The sequence below is a fragment of the Kitasatospora sp. NPDC058048 genome, from assembly GCF_042885555.1.
Taxonomy (GTDB): domain Bacteria; phylum Actinomycetota; class Actinomycetes; order Streptomycetales; family Streptomycetaceae; genus Kitasatospora; species Kitasatospora lactacystinica.
Genome location: NZ_JBHVRT010000052.1, coordinates 49,542 through 67,752, shown reverse-complemented (window position 1 = coordinate 67,752; position 18,211 = coordinate 49,542). Strand labels below are relative to the sequence as shown.

Genomic DNA, 18,211 nt, shown 5'->3' with positions numbered 1-18,211 from the left:
ACGACCGGGGCCGGGTCGACGTCGACGGCGGCGCCGTCCACCACCACCTCGTCCACCTCGGCGCCCGCCTCGGCGAACTCCGCCCCGGCCTCCTGCTCCTGGTCCTCGGCCTCCGCCGCGGCCTGGGCCAGGGCGTGCGCGACCGCCCGCAGATCGTCGTCCGCGAGCTCGACGCCGGGCCGCTCACCACGCACCGGCCGGCGCTCGACCGGGGCCGGGTCGACGTCGACGGCGGCGCCGTCCACCACCACCTCGTCCACCTCGGCGCCCGCCTCGGCGAACTCCGCCCCGGCCTCCTGCCCCTGGTCCTCACCAGCACGGAAGGCGGCGAGCGCGGCGGCTTCCCGCTCGCCCTCCACGATGCGATCCACTCGCCACGCGAGCAGCACGGGCAGGTGCTCGGCGTCCGTCAGGGAGCGGGCGGACACGGCGCGGTCCAGCACCGTGGCCGGGTCCAGCCCGGCCGCGGCGGCGTCTGCCAGGGCCTCGTCCAGCGCCGGGTAAGCGGGGTGTGTCAGCACGGCGTACGCGTCCACCGCGTGCGCGGCCAGGACGTCGCGCACGGCTTCGGCGAACGTCGGCGCGACGGTGGCCACCGGCTCGGTGGGCACCGGCTGACGTGCCCCTGGTACTGGTCGGGTGGCGGCTGTGGGCACCGGCTCGGCTGGGCTTCCGGGCGGCGGGATGAGCGGGTCCAGCGTTTCGCCAAGCTCGGTGACAATCAGTCCTTCCTGACCGTCGTTGGCGTTCAGCTGGGCGGAGTACGCGGCCAGTGCGCGGTCCATCGCCTCGGCGTCCGATGCCGGAGCGCCGAGGGTGAGCCGGGTCTCTTCGTCCTCCATGTCGGCGCGCGGCAGGTACAGCCGGACGGACGCCCGGTCACGGGAGAGGGCGGTGTAGGCGCCGTTCGCGGCCAGGCCCGGCCCGTACACCAGCGCGTCCGAAACCGTGAGTCCCTGGGCCTTGTGCACGGTCATGGCGAGACCGTGGGAGAGGCCTCCGCCGGCGATGTACTCGGGTTCCAGCCACTCGCGGACAAGCCGGTGCCCGCCGCCGTCGGCCTTCTCTCTCCACTCGACCCGCACGCGCCGCTGGTCGTCGATCTCGACCACGACACCGCGGTAGCCGTTGAGGACGTCGGCGGAGTCTCCGCCCCTCCATGCGCGGTAGTCGTTGCTGCGGATCATCACGACGTCGCCGGTGGTCAGAGCGAGCGTGCCGCCTCCGGCCAACCGGTACTCGGTGTCCGGGCCCGTGAGCTCGCCGAGCTCGCGCCGGATCGCGCGCGCCGCCGTGTTGAGTTCCTCCACGGTGGAGTTCGATGCGGCCAGCATCAGGGTGCTGGCAATCTGGTCGTGGATCGCGTCACTGGGGTCGCGGACGTCCTGCCAGGACACCAGCATGGCGGCCAGGGCCTCGCTGCGGGTGTCGGTGACGATGACCCGCCCGCGGTCCGCGTAGGCGCGCAGGGCCTCGCGCCGCTCGCCGTCGCGCCACATCTGCAGCGCGGCCCGCTCGATGACGTCGCGCTGCCTGTAGTTGGTCGACAGGGTGTGTCCGCCGACTACCTGATGCACTGCGGCGAAGGCGCCGCCGACGCCGGGAGACTGCAGCTGCAGCGGGTCGCCGATGCCGACAATTTTCGTACCGGTGGCGCCCGCGTGGACGAGTAGTTCGGCGAGCTGGCGGTCATCGATCATGGCCGCTTCGTCCAGCACCAGCACGTCCACGCCGACCAGTCCGCGGGTGCCATCGCTCTGCCGGATGCGCTGCAGCAGCAGCGCCAGGGTGCTGGACTGGATACCGGCCTCGGCCCGGAGATTGGCGGCCGCCACCGCCGCGGTGGAGGCGCCGAGGACCACTCGGCCCTGAGCCTCCCACGCCATGCGGGCCGTCTCCATAATGGTGGTCTTACCGGCACCGGCGACACCCACCACGGCGTCCACACCGTGACCGTCGACCAGGATGCGCCGCAGCACGGCGAGCTGCTCGGCAGACAGCTCGAACCCCGGCTTGTCGGCCTGCTGGATGGCCTGGTAGGTGGACACGGCCATCTGCAGCGTGGGCTCGTCCACCACTGCGGTGCCGCTGTTGAAGCGGCCCCGGGCCTGCGCGAGGATCGTCCGCTCGGCGGCCACAATGTCGGCGGTGGTGTAGCGCGCCGTGTTGCTGAGGTGGGCCGGCAGTCGGTCGTCCAGCCGGATCGCCAGGCCACGGTGAGCCAGTACCCGGTCCGTCAGCTCTTCGACCTGGGCCAGGCTCTGCACACCGGTCGGGATGGCGTCGGCGACGGCGGACAAAGCCTCGGCGCGGGTGAAGTCCTTCCGGTGAGAGGTCAGTCCCTCGTCGGTGCGGAAGATCCACCGGGCGATGCCGTGGACGTCGGCCGCGTCGCGCGGAAGCCGTACGGCTTCGGCCTCGGCGGGCGGCGGCGCCGGCGGGGCCAGGACGGCGCCGAGGATCGCGGCCGGGTCGTGCCCGGCGGCCTCGGCCTCGGCCTGCCAGTAGGCGCGCAGGGTCTCGTCCGAGGCGGACACCGCGGCCTCGTCCTTGCGCCCGGCGACGGCTGCAGCGGCCGCCTTCTGCTGCTGGGTGGTGGTCTCCTCGAAGGGGATTCCGAGGGCCGCGAACAGCTCGCGGACCTCGGCACTGCGCTTGCTGAACAGCTGCACCGTCTCGTCCGGAATACCGGTGACCTGCCACACGTCGGTATCGGGGTTGCGGTGCCACTCGATGCCCCACCGCTCGCTCGTGACGGCCCGGACGCGGGCCTGCATCAGGCTGTCGATCGCATGCGCGTGCCGGAACAGATCGCGGCCGCCGGCGCCGATCGTCCCCCACTGGCCGTCTTCACCGCGCGCCATGTTGGCGATGGTGACGTGACCGTGCAGGTGCGGGTCACCATAGGGCGCGTTGCCTACAGGGCGGGCACCGCGGTGGAAATTCACCCACCCGATGAGCCCGGACGTTGCCACCCGCTCGCCGCTCTCCCCGTCACCATGGTGGCCGCGCATGCCGTACGCGGTCCAGTCCTCGGCGGCGGTGACGGCCTCCGTCAGTGAAGCGGTGAAGACTTCTTCGAGCTCGGTGGCGAACGGCCCGTCTGCGAACGCCATCATGACCGAGTAAGCCTTGGGCAGGGTGATCGTCAGGTCAAACCCAAGGTTGCCGACCTGGACGCGCTCCTCCTCGTGCTGCAGGGCCCGGTCCATGGCCGCCTGGCCGTACAGCTCGACGGTGCTGATCCTGAGCGCATCGGCGAGCTTGGCGACGTCGCCGAGGCGGACGCGGTGGGCGTCGCCGAGGCGCTCGACCCCCCGTTCCATCCGCCCGTACGCGTCCCGCTTGCGGGCGCTGTTGAACAAGCCCTGCGGCTCGACGCCGCGTTCTGCGGCGACGCGCTGGATCGCCTCGACCAGCGGCCTGGCGGCGAGCTTCCCGCGGGAGGCCACGGCCATTTTGGGCTCCACCAGCCGCTCGCCGGTCACCGGGCTGGCACCCTTCATGACGGCTCGGGCCATGTCGAACTGCTCGCTCGTCAGCTCACTTCCGGGGACGATCCCGAACTCTCGCAACCCGTTGCCGATCCACATCAACGGGCGTTCGTTGATATCCATCCGGTAGGCAACCTGGGGGTCTGCCTCGGCCTCGACGGCGGCCCGGAACTCCTCGCCATAGACGGCTGTCGCCTCGCCGGCCTTCGCGGCCTTCAACAGCACCTCGGCGGTGCTCGCCTTGATCCGATAGGAGTCGCCACGGACGGCGGCCTGGTTGGAGACTCGGCCCCACATCTGGCGCTGCCGGTCGCTGCCGAAAAGCTCGGCCGGGTCCACGCCGAGGGCCTGCGCGTGCGCCCGGATCGCCTCGACAGCCGGGCCCGCCGCAACCAGCGACGCGTCCGCGGTCGCGCACCCGTGGCGGCCCGTCAGCCGGTACTCGACCTTGGCGCCGTCCGCGTCGGCGCCGAACCTGGTCACCCACGCCACGGCGACCACCGTTCGCCTTCGCCACCATGGCGACGGGAGAGCGGCCGCACGGCATCGGCGGCCACTCCCTCGTCAACAGCCATGGCGTCCAGCATGTCCGGTCAGCTCACAGCCAACAGCGCCATGTACCGGGCTGACGCCTGCACGTCCTCCGGCATTACCGGCATCTGAACCCATCCCTCGGGCAAGTCCTCCGCGTGCTCGCACAGCACCAGAAGCGGCGTCGGGTCGCTCGGGTTCTCGATCCACCGAACCATCGTTGCGACGTCGGCACCGGAACGTCCGGCGGCCAGTAGGAACCGAGCGAGAAGCGTGCGCCCGCACGCCTGGTAGAACTCGGGGCCGCTGATCAGAGCGGCGGCCATCCGCTCGGCCTTCGCCGGTTCTGCGCACCCGCGAAGCATCTCGGGCGTCAGAACATCCCCACTCCCCATCGCCCTGCTGTCCCCTTCCTGATCCAAGATCAGTTAGCGAAGCGTATCGTCACAGAGTGACGATACCTTAGCACTGTAGATGATCTTGGTCTTTTCTCGCGGTTACGGGGGTGTGGGGGCAGAGCACCCATGGGTGGGTGCCGGGGGAGGGCGGCAACGTGCCGTAGGCGCGTGGTAGTGACAGGTCATCGCGACACAGTGAGATCTGCCGACAGGAACCGTTAGAAGCGGTGGGTTGACCACCACCACGAACAGTCGGTGCGGCCCCCTTCTGCAGCTGGACTGCCGGGCCGCCAACCACACCCCGGAGAGACAGGCGCCCGACCGGCTGCCGAATCTTCCGCCGCCGGTGCCAACGGGCGGGCTACCATCGGCCCATGGCAGAAACAAACGAAGTGCTGACGGTCGCTGAGCTGCGCCGGCGTCGGCGCGCGCTGGAAGCGGTGGACGGTCGCGTTAAGGACTCGCTGGACGTCCTGCTGGTCAACACCCGGAAGGCGGTCACCGACGCTGCCAAGGCGTTGACAGATGCCGAAACCGCAGCCGATGAAGTGCTGGCCTTGGCGGCCAAGGTTCACGGCTCGCCTAGGACCACGGCAGAGCTCACCGGCGTGCCCCTGGCTGAGGTGGAACGGGCCGTCAAGGTCGTGCCCGCCAAGCGAGTCAAGGCGGTTCAGGACGGGCTGCAGGCCAAGGTGACCACCAAGGCGTCCCGGCGGAGCGGTTCCACGCCCGCCGACGGCGCGTCCTCGGCCGCGGCCGGGGAGGACACGGGGGAGGGCGACAGCGGGGCTGGCGGGACGGTCGTACCGGGGCAGGTCTCCACCGGCCCTGTGGCCGCTGCCGACCCGTCGGCAGCTTCCGTTAGCTGACGCCGTGATCCGATTCGGCAACGGCGTTCGGGGGCGGTCCGCGGGCCTGCGGACCGCCCCCGAACGCCGTGCTTCCTTCGGCCCGTCGCCGCGGGGCGGTGGGCGGTGACCCTGCCACCGTGGGAGCGCCCGCCTTACACCACTCCGCACACCTGGGCGCGGTTCACCAGCAAGGTGATCAGGACGTCGACATGCTGGCTGTGGTGTGGAGCGATCAGCGACGGCTACGGGATGTTCCACGACAGCGGCCACCAGCTCCTCGACTCCGCCTCATCGACGGTGCGCGTCAGCCGGTGGATATGGTCGGCCTACAACGGCCCCATCCGGGCCTCGTACAACATCCTCCACGACTGCGACACTCCTTCATGTTGCCGCTACGAACCGACGGTTCAACACCTCATCGACGGCACACAGTCCGCCAACATCCAGATGGCCGCAGCCCGTGACCGGATCACCAACGGTGCCCGCCTCGGCCGGGCAGACCTCCGCGGCCAGCACCGGCAGTCGGTCGCCATCCGGACTGCCCTCCTGGCGGCCGTCCGCGACGGCGAGCGCGACCCCGACCGCCTGGCGGGAATCCTTGCGGACGTCATCGCCCGAGGCGACCCCTTCGCAACCCAAGGCCGGCTGTTCTGAGCCGACCGCTTCCCTCCTCTGAAAGTGCAGGCTCCGTGAGCGCCGACCAGCCGTCGTCAACCGACCGTCTAACGGATGCTGAACGCCTCCTTGTGGATGACCTTCTCGGCTCCACCTCGCTGCTGCCCGCGCGGCCCGGACACCGGTACGTCAACGCCCTGGCCCTCTTGCTCGACGTCGGCCGGCTCTTCACCCCCGCGCCGGTCTTCGGCAGCGCCCCTGTCGGCACCGCGGCAGCGGGCGGCCGTACCCCCGCCGGCGCCCCGTTCGGCGCGGTCCCGGTGGGGGTGCCAACCCCTCCTCGGCCGCGCCGCCCACCGGTTCCTCCGGCGGCGCCGCCGGAGTCTCGCCCACCGGTCGCGGCCGGGCCGATCCGGCGGCGGGCCGGGCTCCTCTCGCTCGCCCCCGTGCTGGCCGTCCCCTTGGTGCTCCTGGTGGCCGCCGAGGCGGGCGAGCTCGACCGCCCGGACGTGCCGGTGCTGCAGTCAGCGGCGGACCCGTGGCGCCCCCTGGTGGTCGCCCCGGCATCGGCGTCCGCGCCGTCCGCCACCCCTTCCTCGACGGTCACCACCGTGGCGGCCCCCGCGCCCCCGGCCCCGTCCCCTGCAGCCGACCCGACCACCGACCCGGCGGCCGCCGGCGGCGACGCGAGCGAGCCGGACGCCGAGGCGGCGCCCTCGACGCCGGGCAGTCCGTCGAAGCGGCCGCCGGCCGCCCGCCCCACCCGACCCTCCGCCGGCGGTGCTCGGCCGCCCGCGGCGCCGCCCGCGCAGCCGGCTCCGGGCAGCCCAGTGGTTCCGCTGCCGGGCGTCGGCACGGGCGAACTGTGCGCCGCTGCTCGGCAGTCCGGGCAACTGCCCCCGAACCTGCTGCAGCTCTGCCACTCGATGTTCGGCAACATGTGACTCCTCGCGCCCGCCTCCGGCACCTCCGGAGGAACCGTTAGACACTGCGCAACCGTGCCCACGACGGAGGGGCCCGACTCCCAGAACGCGAGTCGGGCCCCTCCGTTTCTCAGCCTCAGTCGACCGCCGCACGGGCGGCCTCGGTCACGCTGCTGCGTCCCCTGCGGGAAGTGCCCGGATTCCGGCCGCCCGGGCCGACTCCAGAGCCGATCGGAACGCGGTCGCCACGGCGGCCGCCTCACCGGTCAGCCCGGCGAGCTCCGCCACCGCCAGATCGTCGGCCGCGGTGCGGGCCGCCAGCGTCAGGGCGTCCTCGTTGGCTCGGGGCAGGGGTCACGCCGCGGTGGCGTGTGTTCCTGACGGCGGCTACCCGGCCAATGCCTGGAGCCGCGGCGCGTAGTGGCGGCGGTCACCCTTCCAGGGGCGCGACTCGAACCATTCTTCACCCGGCAACTCGATGCCGGCCGGAAGCCCCGTCCGGGCCTGCTCCACGAACCGCTCACGCCGCGACTGGAGCCGCTTCACCGCCCGGTCCGCAGCTTCCGGGCGGGTGGCGCCGTCCGCCCAGTCGGCGGCCGACGCGAAACTCTGCAGCACTCCGTCCAGATCTTCCAATGCCTCCTCCGCGCCCAAGTGTCCCGGCCGCTCGTCGGCCTGGCGGAAGTTCGCCAGAGCTTCGCTGACCTCGTCCACTGCGGCTTCGTGCGCGTCGGCGAACGACAAGAGGAGAACCGCGCCCTCCCACGGCTCCATCGCCTCGACCATGCGACGCTGGGCCTGCTCCAAGGCCTCCGCCGTCTCGGTCAGGATGCGGGCTTCCGCGACCGCTCCGCCGCTGTGCGTCTGCAGGTACAGGTACCCGCCGGTGCCGGTGTTGTAGCCGTCACCGTACGGGGTGAGGATTTCGCCGAAGGGGCCGAAGCGGTACCGGCGGGCCAAGTCCCCGGCGCCGTGCTTGATCATGATGCTCTCCCGTGGTCCGGTCGTTTGTCTTTCAGGGGTGAGAATAGGGGTCGGCTGAATCCGGCCTTGACAGGTCAACGGGGCCTAGCCACTAACCTGTTGAGCCCCTGGCCATGGTGACGGCGGCCAGGACGATCGGCACTGCGGTAGCCGAACCCGCCAGGGCCCTCTCCTCGTGTCTCTGGTCCGGCGGTGGAGCGGGGCCCGGCGGCGGTGGCCTTCACGCGGTCAGCTGGCGACCCCCGGGTGTCCGGGGAAGATGCACGCTGCGGCCTAGTCCAAGTCCTCGTTCGGGTCGGCGGAGCCGGCGCGGTGCGTTACGGAGGAGGCGTCCGTGGGCAGCAGGGCCTCCAGGTCGCGGAGGATCCGGTACAGGGCGTCCAGACCCATCGTGCGGCCCCAGGTGATGGCCAGGACGGGGGAGTCGGGGTCCTCGGCGCGCTCGGCCCGGGCGTAGGCCTCGCTGGCCTCGCGGACGGCGGGCAGCATGGTCTCCAGCGCGGCCTTCAAGGTGCCGCGCATCGCGGTGGTGTACGCCTGGTAGGCGGCGGCGTTGAACGTGCGCTCGGCCACGGAGATGTGCGGGTCCGTGGCCCCGTCCTTGCTCTCCCCCAGGAAGTCGTCCGCCTCGCGGACGGCCGCCCACAGTTCATCGGGCTTGCCCAGTGCGCGGTACGCCCCCGCCTGGTGGCCGAGCCGGATAAGCCGACGCAGCATCTCGGCGCGGGTCAGGCCCGCATCGCTGGCCTGCTGGTCGACCGCCGCCAGCAGGGAGTCCGGCAGCTTGACCTCCGTGGGCCGCTTCCTCTCCCCGATCTTGGGGCGGCCGCCCTTGGCCCGCTCGCCGAAGAACTGGCGAATGGCGTCCTCCTCCTCGTTGTGGCGGAGCCAGGTCCGGGCCTGGGTGTCGTCGACGAACTGGTAGCGCGCCCGGTCCTCCGCGTCCTCGCACCAGCTCTGAAGCACCCACTTGCCCCCCGCCGTGCGGTAGAGCGCCTGGTGGTAGCCGTCCACCCCTCCGGCGTTCACGCCCACCTGCCGGTCCAGGCGGTTGTCCCACCGGGTGTTCTCGGTGAACCTCTCAGCTGCGTCGGGGTCGAACTGGCTAACCACCGGCGGTTCGTCAACCTTGGGGTCGTAGTAGTCGTGCACGTCGACGCGGGCCATCGCCGCCTCCTCGGAGAGGGGTCTGTGCAGGGGCTCCCGCACAGCACCAACATACAGGGTTTCCACCCGCGAAAACTCATGATTCAGGTTTTCACGGGTGGAAAACTGGCGTTCGACGGCAGGGTCTCAACCGACCTGCCACGGTGGGCGATTGCCGATCGGAGCGGCCACGGCCCGGCAAAAGAAGGGCCCGGCTTCTGTTGTGGAAGTCGGGCCCTTCATCCGTGGCGTGTCCAGCAACCACTGACGCGCCGCCGGACCGTCGGCCCCGCGCCTCGTCATCAGGTCCGCGGGCGCGGATCTCCACCACGGTGCCGCGCTTGGTAGTGGTGGTCACTCGATCAGGTCGGCAACCCATCGGTGATCGTCGTTCGGTCCTTGATGCCGAAAGCGCGGGCGGGCGATGGCCGAGGCGGAGCGGCCGGCGGCGGCGTCGCGCACGGTCTGCTCGTACGCGCTGGCGCCCCGCTCGCGGGCGGCACGAATCTTCTCGTCCCACACGTCCTCGGGGATGTCCACGGTCGTCTCCTTCTCGCCGGTCACTGGGCGGTCTGGTCTTGGGAGGCGAGCACTGCGTCGATCTCGGCGAGCCGGGCCGCCAAGCGTTCGCGCTCGGCCCGCAGGGCTTCGACGCCCACGTGCTCGTCCACGACAGTCACGTCCGGGTCGTCCAGGTCGACGGCCTTGCGGGGCAGGTCGCGAACCTCCACGACCGTGTTCTTCCTGGCCTCCAGCTCCGGGTACTTCTCGGTGCCGCCGTAGGCGGGGAATCCGCCGGAGATCAGGATCACTCCGACGCCCAGCCGGACCGGCCCCTTCTTCTCGGGACGGCTGGCAATCAGCCGTCCGCCGTAGCGGAGGTCCTGCTGACGCGTGTTGCTGATGTCCAGCCGGATCGTGACGGTATCGCCCTCGGCGGCGGGGCTGCCGTCGGTGCCGAAGATCTCAAGGGCGAGGTCACGGACGAGAGCCTCGTCCCTGGCATCGAAGTACCAGTGCCGGGCGGCGGCATCCCAGCGTCCGCCGATCTCCCTGGCGGCCGAAGGAAGTTCAGGATGGTAGGGCGATTCCAGCGCTACGCGGCCGTTGTCGAGCTTGAACACGCGGACGTTCGACATGGTGTAGAGGCCTTTCTGGTCGGTTCGCTTCGGTTCACTGCACGGTCGGCGGGCGGCGGCTGGTCAGTCGCCAGGACCCCGGAGGTAGGCGTCCAGCGTCGCGCGGGTAATCCCGGCGTAGCCCGCGACCTTGGTCTTCGTGTGCGCGGGCTTGTCGGTGGTCGGGTTGGTGACCGCGCGCGCGTTGCGGGTGAGCTGGGCCAGGCTCCTGCGGGCGTTGGTCAGCTCCTGTTCGAGCAGGTGCACCCGGACGCCTCCGACGGCCATCCGCTGCAGGGGGTCCAAGCGGGGCGGGGTGAGGGTGGTGTGGAGCTCGGCGAGCACCTCGGCGAGCTTGGGCCAGTCGTAGCGGGCGGCGGTGCGGTCGTTCTGGGTCTGGACGACCTGGTGACGCCGCGCGACCTCGGCGGCCTGCTCGGACCCGCCGAGGAACCGGATCTCGGCCTCGCCGAGGTGGGACAGGTCGGGCTCGGGCAGGTTGCCGATCCTCTGGTCCGCCGGGACGATCCTGGCCCGCACCGTCGTGACCGGGGCGACGTCCTCCCACCACGTGTGCGTGAACTCGCCCTCGGCCGGGGCCGGGACCGGGGCGCCCTCGTTCAGGTCATTCCACTGCCGGACGCTCTCGCAGGCCTCGCAGCCGGGCGCGTATCCGCGTTCCTTGTACTGGCAGAGCACCGGCAGCGACCAACGGACCGAGTACACGGCGTGGGTGGTCGGGGGGTTGTAGCCGCACTCGTCGACGTCCGGGTGCGGCACGACCCGCAGGACCGGGGTGCGCGCCGCCACCGCCCACCGGGTCGCTTCCGGGTCACTGCCCGTGCTCTGGCCCGGCAGCAGTTGGGCCAGAACGTCGACAAGGTCACGGGTCGGGGCGGAGTCCGCCGCCATCTCAACGAGAATCATGTACACCACTATACATATCCATTGTACAGCGATGTACAGTTCTGCGGTTCGGGCCCACTCTTCACCAGATCGGGTGAATGCGCGGGGAGTTCGCGCCGACATCGCATCACCTGATGCATAGTTAGGGGCAACCGACCCCACCGAACAGAGAGGCCTGCCATGCCCTACGTCCCGCCCCTGTACGGTGCCGCCTACGGCACGCTCACCCCCGACGACAGCGCGGCCGTCATGGCCACGCTCGCCGCCGCCGGCATCGACACCACCGCGCTGGTATGCGTCGTCAGCCCGTCCGGCAACGCGCACTTCATCCGGACCGACGCGCCCTGGTCCGAGGGCAACGCGGTCACGGACGCCGGCCTGCTCGACCGCATGGCCGAGGCACTCGTGGCGGCGGGCTGGGAGGTGCTCGGCCACGGCGGCCGCCGGCTCGGCTTCCTGGACGTGCTCCACCGTCCGATTCCGGCGGTCGGTGCCCGCGTCACCGTGCCCGCCCACGTCCTGCCCGGCTCCGACCCGTGCGACGGCGAGGTGACCGCCTGCGGCGACGGGACCGTGACCGTCGCCCTGGACGACGGAACCGAACAGGAGGTGCCGGTGGACGCCCTGGTGCCCCGGCTGTGGAGTGTCGACCGGGTCGCCGAGCACCTGGAGATCAGGCCGGACTCCGCCCGCGGCCAGATGAGCCGGTGGGGAGTGCGGGCCAGGACGTACCAGCGAGGGCCGACCGGCCGCCCCTCGGCCCTGTACGAGTCCACGGAGGTCCGCACGGCCACCGCCAACCGGCCCGGCCGCGGCGCCCGCACCGACCTGCGGAAGTGACACCCGCCCCCGGGGCCGGCGCTACGATGGCGCCCATCATCAGCCCCGGAGGGATCCCGTTCGGCAACAACCCCTGGAGTTGACCATGCCCACGATCCACCTGGTGTCGGCCGCGCCCGGCGACACGGTCCCCGGCCACGAACTCGCCGACCCCGACCGCCCCCAGTACCCGGGTCTGCTGGAGCGGCCCGACGTCGCGGCCTGGCTGGACGCCCTCGGCTACGGCCCCGACAACCCGGACGAACTGGTCTACCTCGTGAGCGACGACGACCCCACGGCGATCCCGTCGGGGTTCGCACACCTGAGCCTCACCCTCTAGCACCGCCCGGATCGGGTGGCGGGCGACCACCGCCAACTCCCCTGTGCCCGGCTGCGGGCGGTCGGCCGGGGGCTCCGCGGGACGAGAGTGCCGCGCGAAGCGGCCGAGTCCGTGGCCACCCCCGCCTGAGCGACTCGCTACATGATGCGCTTTGAAATGTAGCGTCCCGGGCGCTACATTTTCCATCGTCAGATGTAGCGTCTGGGAGGTTGCGTGTCCATCCGAACCGAGCACGTCCTGAACGGCCTGGCCTTCCCGCCGGACCCCCATGGTGAGGGCCTGCACGCCGTCACCACCCCCTTCACGGAGATCTCGACGCGCACCGGCCCGCTGGAGTCGGACGTGAGGCACGGCGCCCACGTCTGGCTGTTCGACGGCGCCCACCGCCTCGGAGGCGTGGTCCTGGTCTGCCGCCGCGTCAACTGCGCGGAGGTGCAGCAGGACGCTGTCCGGGAGGTAGAACCCTGGGTCCCGAGCATCGCCCACCTGGCCCGGCGCCAGCGGCTGGCGCTCACCGAATGGGAGCTCCGGTCCCTGCTCGACCACCCGGACAAGGTCCCGGCCCGGGACGACTTCGGGGACTGGGCCACCCGGTCCGACGCCGCCGCCTGGCGCCGCGCCGTCCTGGCCTTCGCGACCGAGCAGGACCCGGTGCCGCCCACGGACCCCGCCGCCTGGTTCCCGGGGGCGGCCGAACGCCTCGGGCACGCCGTCCTGACCCGCCTGGCGGGCGAGCAGGCCGCAGCCCTCGCGGCGGCCGCGGACGCGCTCCCCTCCGCCGGGGCCCCGCTCCCGCCCCTCACGGACCGCTGGAAGCCGTGGCCGGCGGTGATGGACCACGGCTCGTCGACCTGGGTCGACGAGATCGCCCCCCTCCTCTTCGAGCGGTGGAAGGCGGCGCCGGAGCCCGCGGACCGGGATCGGCTCATCGCCTGGGGCCTCGACGCCGGCATCGGCAAACTGGACCTGCACCGCGCAACCGGGATCGCCCGCAGCACGATCGACCGCGTGCTGTCGAAGCTGTAGCACAGGCCGAACAGCCCCGTGCGGGCGTTCGATGGCAAAGTGCCAACTGACCGGTCACGATGGGTGATTGCCGATATGCTGCCCTTATCGGTAATCACCGAACGCTCAACTCCCATGACATGACGTGAGATCGGCTCCGGCCGGTAGGAGGTCCCGTTGAAAAACCTCGTGGTGTCCGCCGAACGCGGCGGACCGGGCAAGTCGGTGCACACCGGCGGCCGGCCCGCCGCGTGGTCCTGGCGTACAGGGCTGATCATGCTGGGACTGCTCGTCCTCGGCTGTGTGACCGGGGTCGTGGTCCTCCACCACACCCTCCACCTGACGGGGTGGCCGATGGAGGCCGCCGATGCCAGGTGGGGGGCGGCCGTCGCCGCCGCGCTGACCACGGAACTTTGGCTGCCCATTTTCGCGCCGCGCCCGCGGTACGTCCCCGTCGACCTCGACGGCCCCGCCGACCCCACCGCCCGCTGAGGAGAACCCCGTGCAGCTCCGCACCACCAGCCCCGGCAAGCCGGATGAGCCGATCGCCGTCGTCGGCCCGGAGCCCGGAACGCCGGTGTGGAAGTACGCCGACGCCGACCTCGACGTCCTGGCCCTCTTCGACGTGCAGATCCCCGGTATCGGCCCCGGCGTCCGGCTGAGGACCGACCCGCACGGCTGCAGCGTGGCGCTGGACGACATCCCGTACCTGATCGACGCCCTCCAGCGCGCCGCCACGCTCGCGCAGTCCGCCGCCCAGCGCTCCGACGCCGAGGCGTGATGACCGATCCGTTCGGCCGGCTGCGGCCGCTGATCGACCCCGACGGGCACATGCCCGGGGACGAGTTCACCGCCCGGGTGCTCGCCGTCCTCACCGGCACCGCCGTCACCGGCGTGCTGCTGTGGCGCTGGGGGCTGGACGACCCGACGGCCGTCCCCGTGATCGGGGACGGCCTGGCACGGACCGGCCCCGTCCTGGGCCGCCTCCTTTTCATCCAGCTCGCGGCCGGCCTCGGCTGGTGGACCCGCGCCACCGTGCTGTTCGGGACAGACCTGGCCCGCAGCCTAGACCCCCGCGCCCGCTGGCGCCTACCCGAAGGACACGACCATGGATGACGACGACGACTTCTGGACCCGGGCGAGCACCACGTGCCAGGACGAGGGCTGCGGGCACTGCGGCGGCCCGGCCGCTGACGGGGACTCGGACGACACCGGCAACCCGGGCCAGACCGGGCTCCGGGCGGCGGTCCGCGACCTGGTGGCGGCCCGGCACGGGCACAGCGCCCACGGGAGCGCGGCCGGCGGCGGCCCCGCCTCCGAACTGCCGCCCGTCCGGCGCCCGCTCGGGACGGGGCCCACCCGGTGATCGCGACCGACTACCTGGAGGCGGTCCGGGCCGAGCTCGGCAACATCCGGCCGGACGGCGGATCCCAGTCGGACGCGGCCTGCGCCTGGCGGTGGACGCCCGGCCACGACGTCGTCAACCGGGAGGTGTGGGAGGGGGACGGGGTCGCCGTCACCTGGACTGCGGTATCCGGCTGGTGGGTCGCCGGGCTCCGGGACGACTCGGTGACCGACCGGTCTCGGCTGGAGCTGGCCACCTGGGCCGAACCCGACTGGGTCGCCGGGGCAGTGTGGGATGCGCTGGTGGGGGACGCGTGCGCCGACAACCGCCCACGGCGGATCTGGGAGGGAGTTCCCGGGCTCCGTGCGCCGGTGGAGCTGCTCTATGCCGGAGGCCCGTTCGACGGCCGGGCGATGACGTGGCAACGGAGCGAATCAGCCGCGGTCAGCCTGCCTGCCGGCTCGTACGACGGGACGTGGTGGCCGTACGGCTGCTACGTCCTCGACCACGGCGACAGGGCCGACCGGCCCCGGTCCCGGTTCCTGTGGCTGGGGCCCACCCGGTGACCGCGGCCGACTACCTGGAGGCGGTCCGCACCGCGCTGGAAGAGGTGGTGTACCGCGCCGACCACCACGATACGGCGGCATGCACCTGGAGGTGGAACCCCGGGCACCCCTTCGTCGAACCGTCGCACTGGCACGGCTACGGTGTGGAGATCAGTTGGAGCCGTCCGGACGGCTGGCAGATCGCCGGGATCCGTCGGGACGGGACTGCGGCCGACCGCTACCGGCTCGCCCTGGCGACCTACGCCGAACCGGACTGGGTGGCCATGAGGGTATGGACCGCGCTGACGACGGACCCCGGCAACGGGGAGCGCGGGCGGCTCTGGGAAGGGCTGCCCGGGTCCGAGACGGAGGAGGTGCCTTATGTCGGCGGGCCGCTGGACGGCCGGAGCGCAACGTGGCAGCGGACCGACCCGGCCGAACTCGGCCTGACCGCCAACATGTACGACGGGACGTTGTGGCCGTCCGGCACGTACGTCCTTGAACACGCAGACGTCACCGACCGGCCGCGGTTCCTGTGGCTGGGTCCGACGCCCCTGCCGGCCACCGGCCGCCCGCACACCCACGTCCTGGCCTGGTTCCCCGGGGACCTGCTGGGCAACGACACGTCGAACTGGCAGCTGTTCGACGTCGAGGACTGGGACGTCGGCACCTGCTACCGGCTGCTGCCCGACGAACTGACGCCCGACTGCGCACGCGCCGACCTGCGAGCCGCCGTGGAGGACGAACTGGGGCACGTCGTCCTGGAGATGCGGGCGGGCACCTACACCGTGGCCCCCGTCACAGAGACCGGCGAGCCGGGCGACTGGCACACCTGCCCCAAATTCGATGTCGTGACGGACCCGACGTCCGACACGCCGCCGTGTTGACCCGCCTCGCCCCGGTCGCGCTCGCCCTGGTCGTCGCCGTGCTCGTCACCGTGACGCTGTACGCGCAGACCGGTGCCGCGGACACCCCGACCATCACCTACCTGGCCGCCTGCGGGACGATGTGGGGCGCGCTCGCCGGATGGCTGCTGCGACGCCTCGTGCCCGCCCTGCGGCCCCGCTCGACCGACGGAAACGGAGCATCAGAATGACCACCGCCGATCAGTCCACCCCGCCGCAGTGCCCCCGCTGTAACGGCCCGCTCGCGCTGTTCGACGGCGATACCGGGGGCCGCTCCCGTGCCACCCCGGGCCGCTCCGTGGAGGTCTGCGGACTCTGCTGCCAGAGTGAGGCCATCCTGGCGGCGGCCGGGGTGGAGCTGGTGCCGCCCGCCGAGTGGCCGGTGCCGGCCAACACCCTGGTGGTCTGGCCGACCGGAGCGGGGTCGGCCGGGTGACCACGGGGCTCCCGCCGGCGGGCCTGTCGCCCGCCGAATCGGTCGTCGTGACGTCGCTCGAACTGGACATCGTGGGGGTGTCCGAGCGTAGGAACGGCTGGCGGTACGGCTCGGCGCTGGAGCTGCTGCTGGACGTCGGCCGGCTGTTCCGCCCGACACCGTGGCACTCGGGCGAACTACAGGGCGACGCCGGCCGCTGCTACATCGAATCGGTGTCCCGGGCGTGCGCCGGGGACGGCCTGGCCTACGTCGAAGGGCTCGCCTGGGACGGGCTGAAGCCGAGGCGGCACGCCTGGTGCGGCGACGCGGCCGGGGCCGCCATCGATCCCACCTGGCGGGATCCGGGGACGGCCTACCTCGGCCTGCCGGTCGACGCCCGGACCGCCTCGGACCTGATGGGCCACCAGGGCGGGCCGCTGCTGCACGACGGCATGCCGCTGCTGGGGGAGTGGCTGCGGCACGGGGTGCCCGGCGAGCTGCTGGTGGACTGCGGCCGGCCGGTCCCGCGCGCCTCGGCAGGGCCCTCGCGGTGAGCGTCGTCGGGGTATCCGACACGGCGGTGCCGCTGCCCCTCGGCGATGGCCTGGCCGCCGCCGAGGGGCTGGCCTACCCGGGGCCGGGGGAGCGGGTGGTCACCTCCTCCGGCCGCGTGATCTCCGCGCGCACCGCCTGGCGGGCGGCCAACTCGGTGCCGGCCGGCACCCGGGCCGCCCGCCGCTCGCGCGTGCGCGGCTACACCGCCTGGTGCGCGGAGCGGGGCCGGGTGCCGACCGACCCCGGCACGCTGCCCGACTACCTGACCCACCTGGCGGACCTGCACCACCCGACCTCGACCCTGGACGCGCACCTGGGCACGCTGTCCACCTGGCTGGAGCTCGCGCGGCACCCGCTGGACGGTGAGGACCGGCGCCTGGCCCACGCGGTGGTCGCGCACCGGGCGGCGGCCGAGGCGCGCGGGGGCACGGAAGCGGCGGGCGCGCTGCAGGCCACCCCGGTCACGCCTCAGGACCTGGCCGCGATGGTCGCCACGTGCGACCGGACCACGGTGCGGGGCCTGCGCGACGCCTACGCCCTGCTGCTGGACTGGTACATGGCCGGCCGGTGCTCGGAGCCGGCCGGGCTCGACCGCGTGCACGTGGTCGAGCTGACGGCCCGCTACCTCGACCCGGTGGCCGGCTGTCAGGTCGTCCGGCCCGCGCTGGAGGTCAGAGTGCCGACCGACAAGGTCAACCCGCACGGCCGGCTCGACCACCGGGTGCGGATCCTCGCTCAGGACACCCCGGAGCTGTGCCCGGTGACCGCGCACCGGGAGTGGACGCGGGTCCTGGACGAACAGCGCGCGGGGCCCGGGCCGCTGCTGCGGCGCGTCGACCGGCACGGCCGCGTCGGCGGCGCCGGCGGGCGCCGTCCGGCCGGGCGCCCCACGGCGGACGCGGAGCGGACCCTGGGGATCAGCGGCCGGACGGTGCGCAACATCATCGCGGCAGCCGCCGCGGGTGCCCGCCTGGTGGAGCCGTGGACGCCCGAACAGCGGCGCGTCCTGAGCACCGCGGCCGAGGCCGCCGCCCTGGCCGCGCTGCCCGCCGCCGACCGGGACGAGTACCGGTCCCGGCTGCGGGTCGAGCGCCGGACCCTGCGCCGCACCCGCCCGCGCTACACCGGGCACTCCATGCGACGGGGCCTGATCCGGGAGATGCAGCAGCGGCGCGTCCTGCGAGCCACGATCGAGCAGCACGCCCGGTACCGTCCGGGCTCCCGCGCGCTGGACCGCTACCTCGCGGACCTGCCGCCCTGGGCGGACAACCCCACCGCCCTGGTGCGGCTGTAGCCCCGGCGAGCACCTCCCGCCG

At 72.6% G+C, this 18,211-nt stretch carries 23 protein-coding genes; 16 read left to right on the top strand and 7 right to left on the bottom strand.

All coding sequences use genetic code 11. From position 1 onward, the window contains the following. Positions 1–3,986: MobF family relaxase (gene mobF, locus ACFVVA_RS37145; RefSeq protein WP_387695121.1), on the bottom strand; the 3,986-nt coding region annotated here is incomplete at its 3' end. Positions 3,987–4,087: 101 nt separating this feature from the next. Beyond that, positions 4,088–4,447 carry a hypothetical protein gene (locus ACFVVA_RS37140; RefSeq protein WP_387695120.1) on the bottom strand — a complete coding sequence of 120 codons (360 nt, stop codon included), beginning with the start codon at positions 4,445–4,447 and terminating at the stop codon, positions 4,088–4,090. 350 nt (positions 4,448–4,797) lie between these two features. Here ACFVVA_RS37140 and ACFVVA_RS37135 point away from each other — a divergent pair, with 350 nt between their 5' ends. The 3 genes from ACFVVA_RS37135 (at position 4,798) to ACFVVA_RS37125 (ending at position 6,833) form a co-directional block, all read left to right on the top strand. Further along, positions 4,798–5,292 (top strand): hypothetical protein, encoded by a 495-nt coding sequence (locus ACFVVA_RS37135; protein ID WP_387695119.1) that lies wholly within the window; start codon positions 4,798–4,800, stop codon positions 5,290–5,292. 105 nt (positions 5,293–5,397) lie between these two features. Further along, entirely contained in the window at positions 5,398–5,928 is a 531-nt protein-coding gene (locus ACFVVA_RS37130; RefSeq protein ID WP_387695118.1) for a hypothetical protein, read from the top strand. Between the two features lie 92 nt (positions 5,929–6,020). Further along, a complete protein-coding gene (locus tag ACFVVA_RS37125; protein ID WP_387695117.1) occupies positions 6,021–6,833 on the top strand; it encodes a hypothetical protein in 813 nt (270 codons plus the stop codon). A gap of 366 nt (positions 6,834–7,199) precedes the next feature. Here the strand turns inward: ACFVVA_RS37125 and ACFVVA_RS37120 are convergent, their stop codons facing one another. The 5 genes from ACFVVA_RS37120 to ACFVVA_RS37100 all read right to left on the bottom strand — a co-directional run bounded on the left by ACFVVA_RS37120 (position 7,200) and on the right by ACFVVA_RS37100 (position 10,987). Then, positions 7,200–7,796, bottom strand: a complete 597-nt coding sequence (locus tag ACFVVA_RS37120; RefSeq protein WP_387695116.1) for a hypothetical protein — start codon at positions 7,794–7,796, stop codon at positions 7,200–7,202. A 273-nt stretch (positions 7,797–8,069) separates the two neighbouring features. After that, positions 8,070–8,963, bottom strand: coding sequence for a CopG family transcriptional regulator (locus ACFVVA_RS37115; RefSeq protein WP_387695115.1), 894 nt, complete (start codon positions 8,961–8,963; stop codon positions 8,070–8,072). 333 nt (positions 8,964–9,296) lie between these two features. Beyond that, positions 9,297–9,482, bottom strand: coding sequence for a hypothetical protein (locus ACFVVA_RS37110; protein ID WP_387695114.1), 186 nt, complete (start codon positions 9,480–9,482; stop codon positions 9,297–9,299). Between the two features lie 20 nt (positions 9,483–9,502). Next, on the bottom strand, positions 9,503–10,066 hold the full coding sequence (locus ACFVVA_RS37105) for a hypothetical protein (protein WP_387695113.1): 564 nt from the start codon (positions 10,064–10,066) through the stop codon (positions 9,503–9,505). Between the two features lie 78 nt (positions 10,067–10,144). Next, positions 10,145–10,987 (bottom strand): hypothetical protein, encoded by an 843-nt coding sequence (locus ACFVVA_RS37100; RefSeq protein ID WP_387695112.1) that lies wholly within the window; start codon positions 10,985–10,987, stop codon positions 10,145–10,147. A 159-nt stretch (positions 10,988–11,146) separates the two neighbouring features. Here ACFVVA_RS37100 and ACFVVA_RS37095 point away from each other — a divergent pair, with 159 nt between their 5' ends. The 13 genes from ACFVVA_RS37095 (at position 11,147) to ACFVVA_RS37035 (ending at position 18,189) form a co-directional block, all read left to right on the top strand. Further along, positions 11,147–11,806 (top strand): hypothetical protein, encoded by a 660-nt coding sequence (locus tag ACFVVA_RS37095; protein WP_387695111.1) that lies wholly within the window; start codon positions 11,147–11,149, stop codon positions 11,804–11,806. Between the two features lie 85 nt (positions 11,807–11,891). Then, entirely contained in the window at positions 11,892–12,125 is a 234-nt protein-coding gene (locus ACFVVA_RS37090; RefSeq protein WP_387695110.1) for a hypothetical protein, read from the top strand. Between the two features lie 213 nt (positions 12,126–12,338). Next, entirely contained in the window at positions 12,339–13,151 is an 813-nt protein-coding gene (locus ACFVVA_RS37085) for a hypothetical protein (protein WP_387695109.1), read from the top strand. Between the two features lie 156 nt (positions 13,152–13,307). Next, positions 13,308–13,622, top strand: coding sequence for a hypothetical protein (locus ACFVVA_RS37080; RefSeq protein WP_387695108.1), 315 nt, complete (start codon positions 13,308–13,310; stop codon positions 13,620–13,622). 10 nt (positions 13,623–13,632) lie between these two features. Then, positions 13,633–13,911, top strand: a complete 279-nt coding sequence (locus ACFVVA_RS37075) for a hypothetical protein (protein ID WP_387695107.1) — start codon at positions 13,633–13,635, stop codon at positions 13,909–13,911. Then, the gene (locus ACFVVA_RS37070) at positions 13,911–14,246 is read left to right on the top strand and encodes a hypothetical protein (RefSeq protein ID WP_387695106.1); all 336 of its coding nucleotides are present in this window, start codon (positions 13,911–13,913) and stop codon (positions 14,244–14,246) included. Before ACFVVA_RS37075 ends, ACFVVA_RS37070 begins: the two co-directional genes overlap by 1 nt. Continuing rightward, complete coding sequence (locus ACFVVA_RS37065) at positions 14,239–14,496, top strand: hypothetical protein (RefSeq protein WP_387695105.1); 258 nt, start codon at positions 14,239–14,241, stop codon at positions 14,494–14,496. The genes ACFVVA_RS37070 and ACFVVA_RS37065 overlap by 8 nt, the downstream gene beginning before the upstream one ends. Then, the gene (locus ACFVVA_RS37060) at positions 14,493–15,041 is read left to right on the top strand and encodes a hypothetical protein (protein ID WP_387695104.1); all 549 of its coding nucleotides are present in this window, start codon (positions 14,493–14,495) and stop codon (positions 15,039–15,041) included. Before ACFVVA_RS37065 ends, ACFVVA_RS37060 begins: the two co-directional genes overlap by 4 nt. Then, positions 15,038–15,907 (top strand): hypothetical protein, encoded by an 870-nt coding sequence (locus ACFVVA_RS37055; RefSeq protein ID WP_387695103.1) that lies wholly within the window; start codon positions 15,038–15,040, stop codon positions 15,905–15,907. The genes ACFVVA_RS37060 and ACFVVA_RS37055 overlap by 4 nt, the downstream gene beginning before the upstream one ends. Then, positions 15,904–16,116 (top strand): hypothetical protein, encoded by a 213-nt coding sequence (locus ACFVVA_RS37050; protein WP_387695102.1) that lies wholly within the window; start codon positions 15,904–15,906, stop codon positions 16,114–16,116. The genes ACFVVA_RS37055 and ACFVVA_RS37050 overlap by 4 nt, the downstream gene beginning before the upstream one ends. Beyond that, entirely contained in the window at positions 16,113–16,361 is a 249-nt protein-coding gene (locus tag ACFVVA_RS37045) for a hypothetical protein (protein WP_387695101.1), read from the top strand. The genes ACFVVA_RS37050 and ACFVVA_RS37045 overlap by 4 nt, the downstream gene beginning before the upstream one ends. After that, a complete protein-coding gene (locus ACFVVA_RS37040) occupies positions 16,358–16,894 on the top strand; it encodes a hypothetical protein (RefSeq protein ID WP_387695100.1) in 537 nt (178 codons plus the stop codon). Before ACFVVA_RS37045 ends, ACFVVA_RS37040 begins: the two co-directional genes overlap by 4 nt. After that, positions 16,891–18,189, top strand: a complete 1,299-nt coding sequence (locus tag ACFVVA_RS37035) for a hypothetical protein (protein ID WP_387695099.1) — start codon at positions 16,891–16,893, stop codon at positions 18,187–18,189. Before ACFVVA_RS37040 ends, ACFVVA_RS37035 begins: the two co-directional genes overlap by 4 nt. The last annotated feature ends 22 nt before the right edge of the window (positions 18,190–18,211 follow it).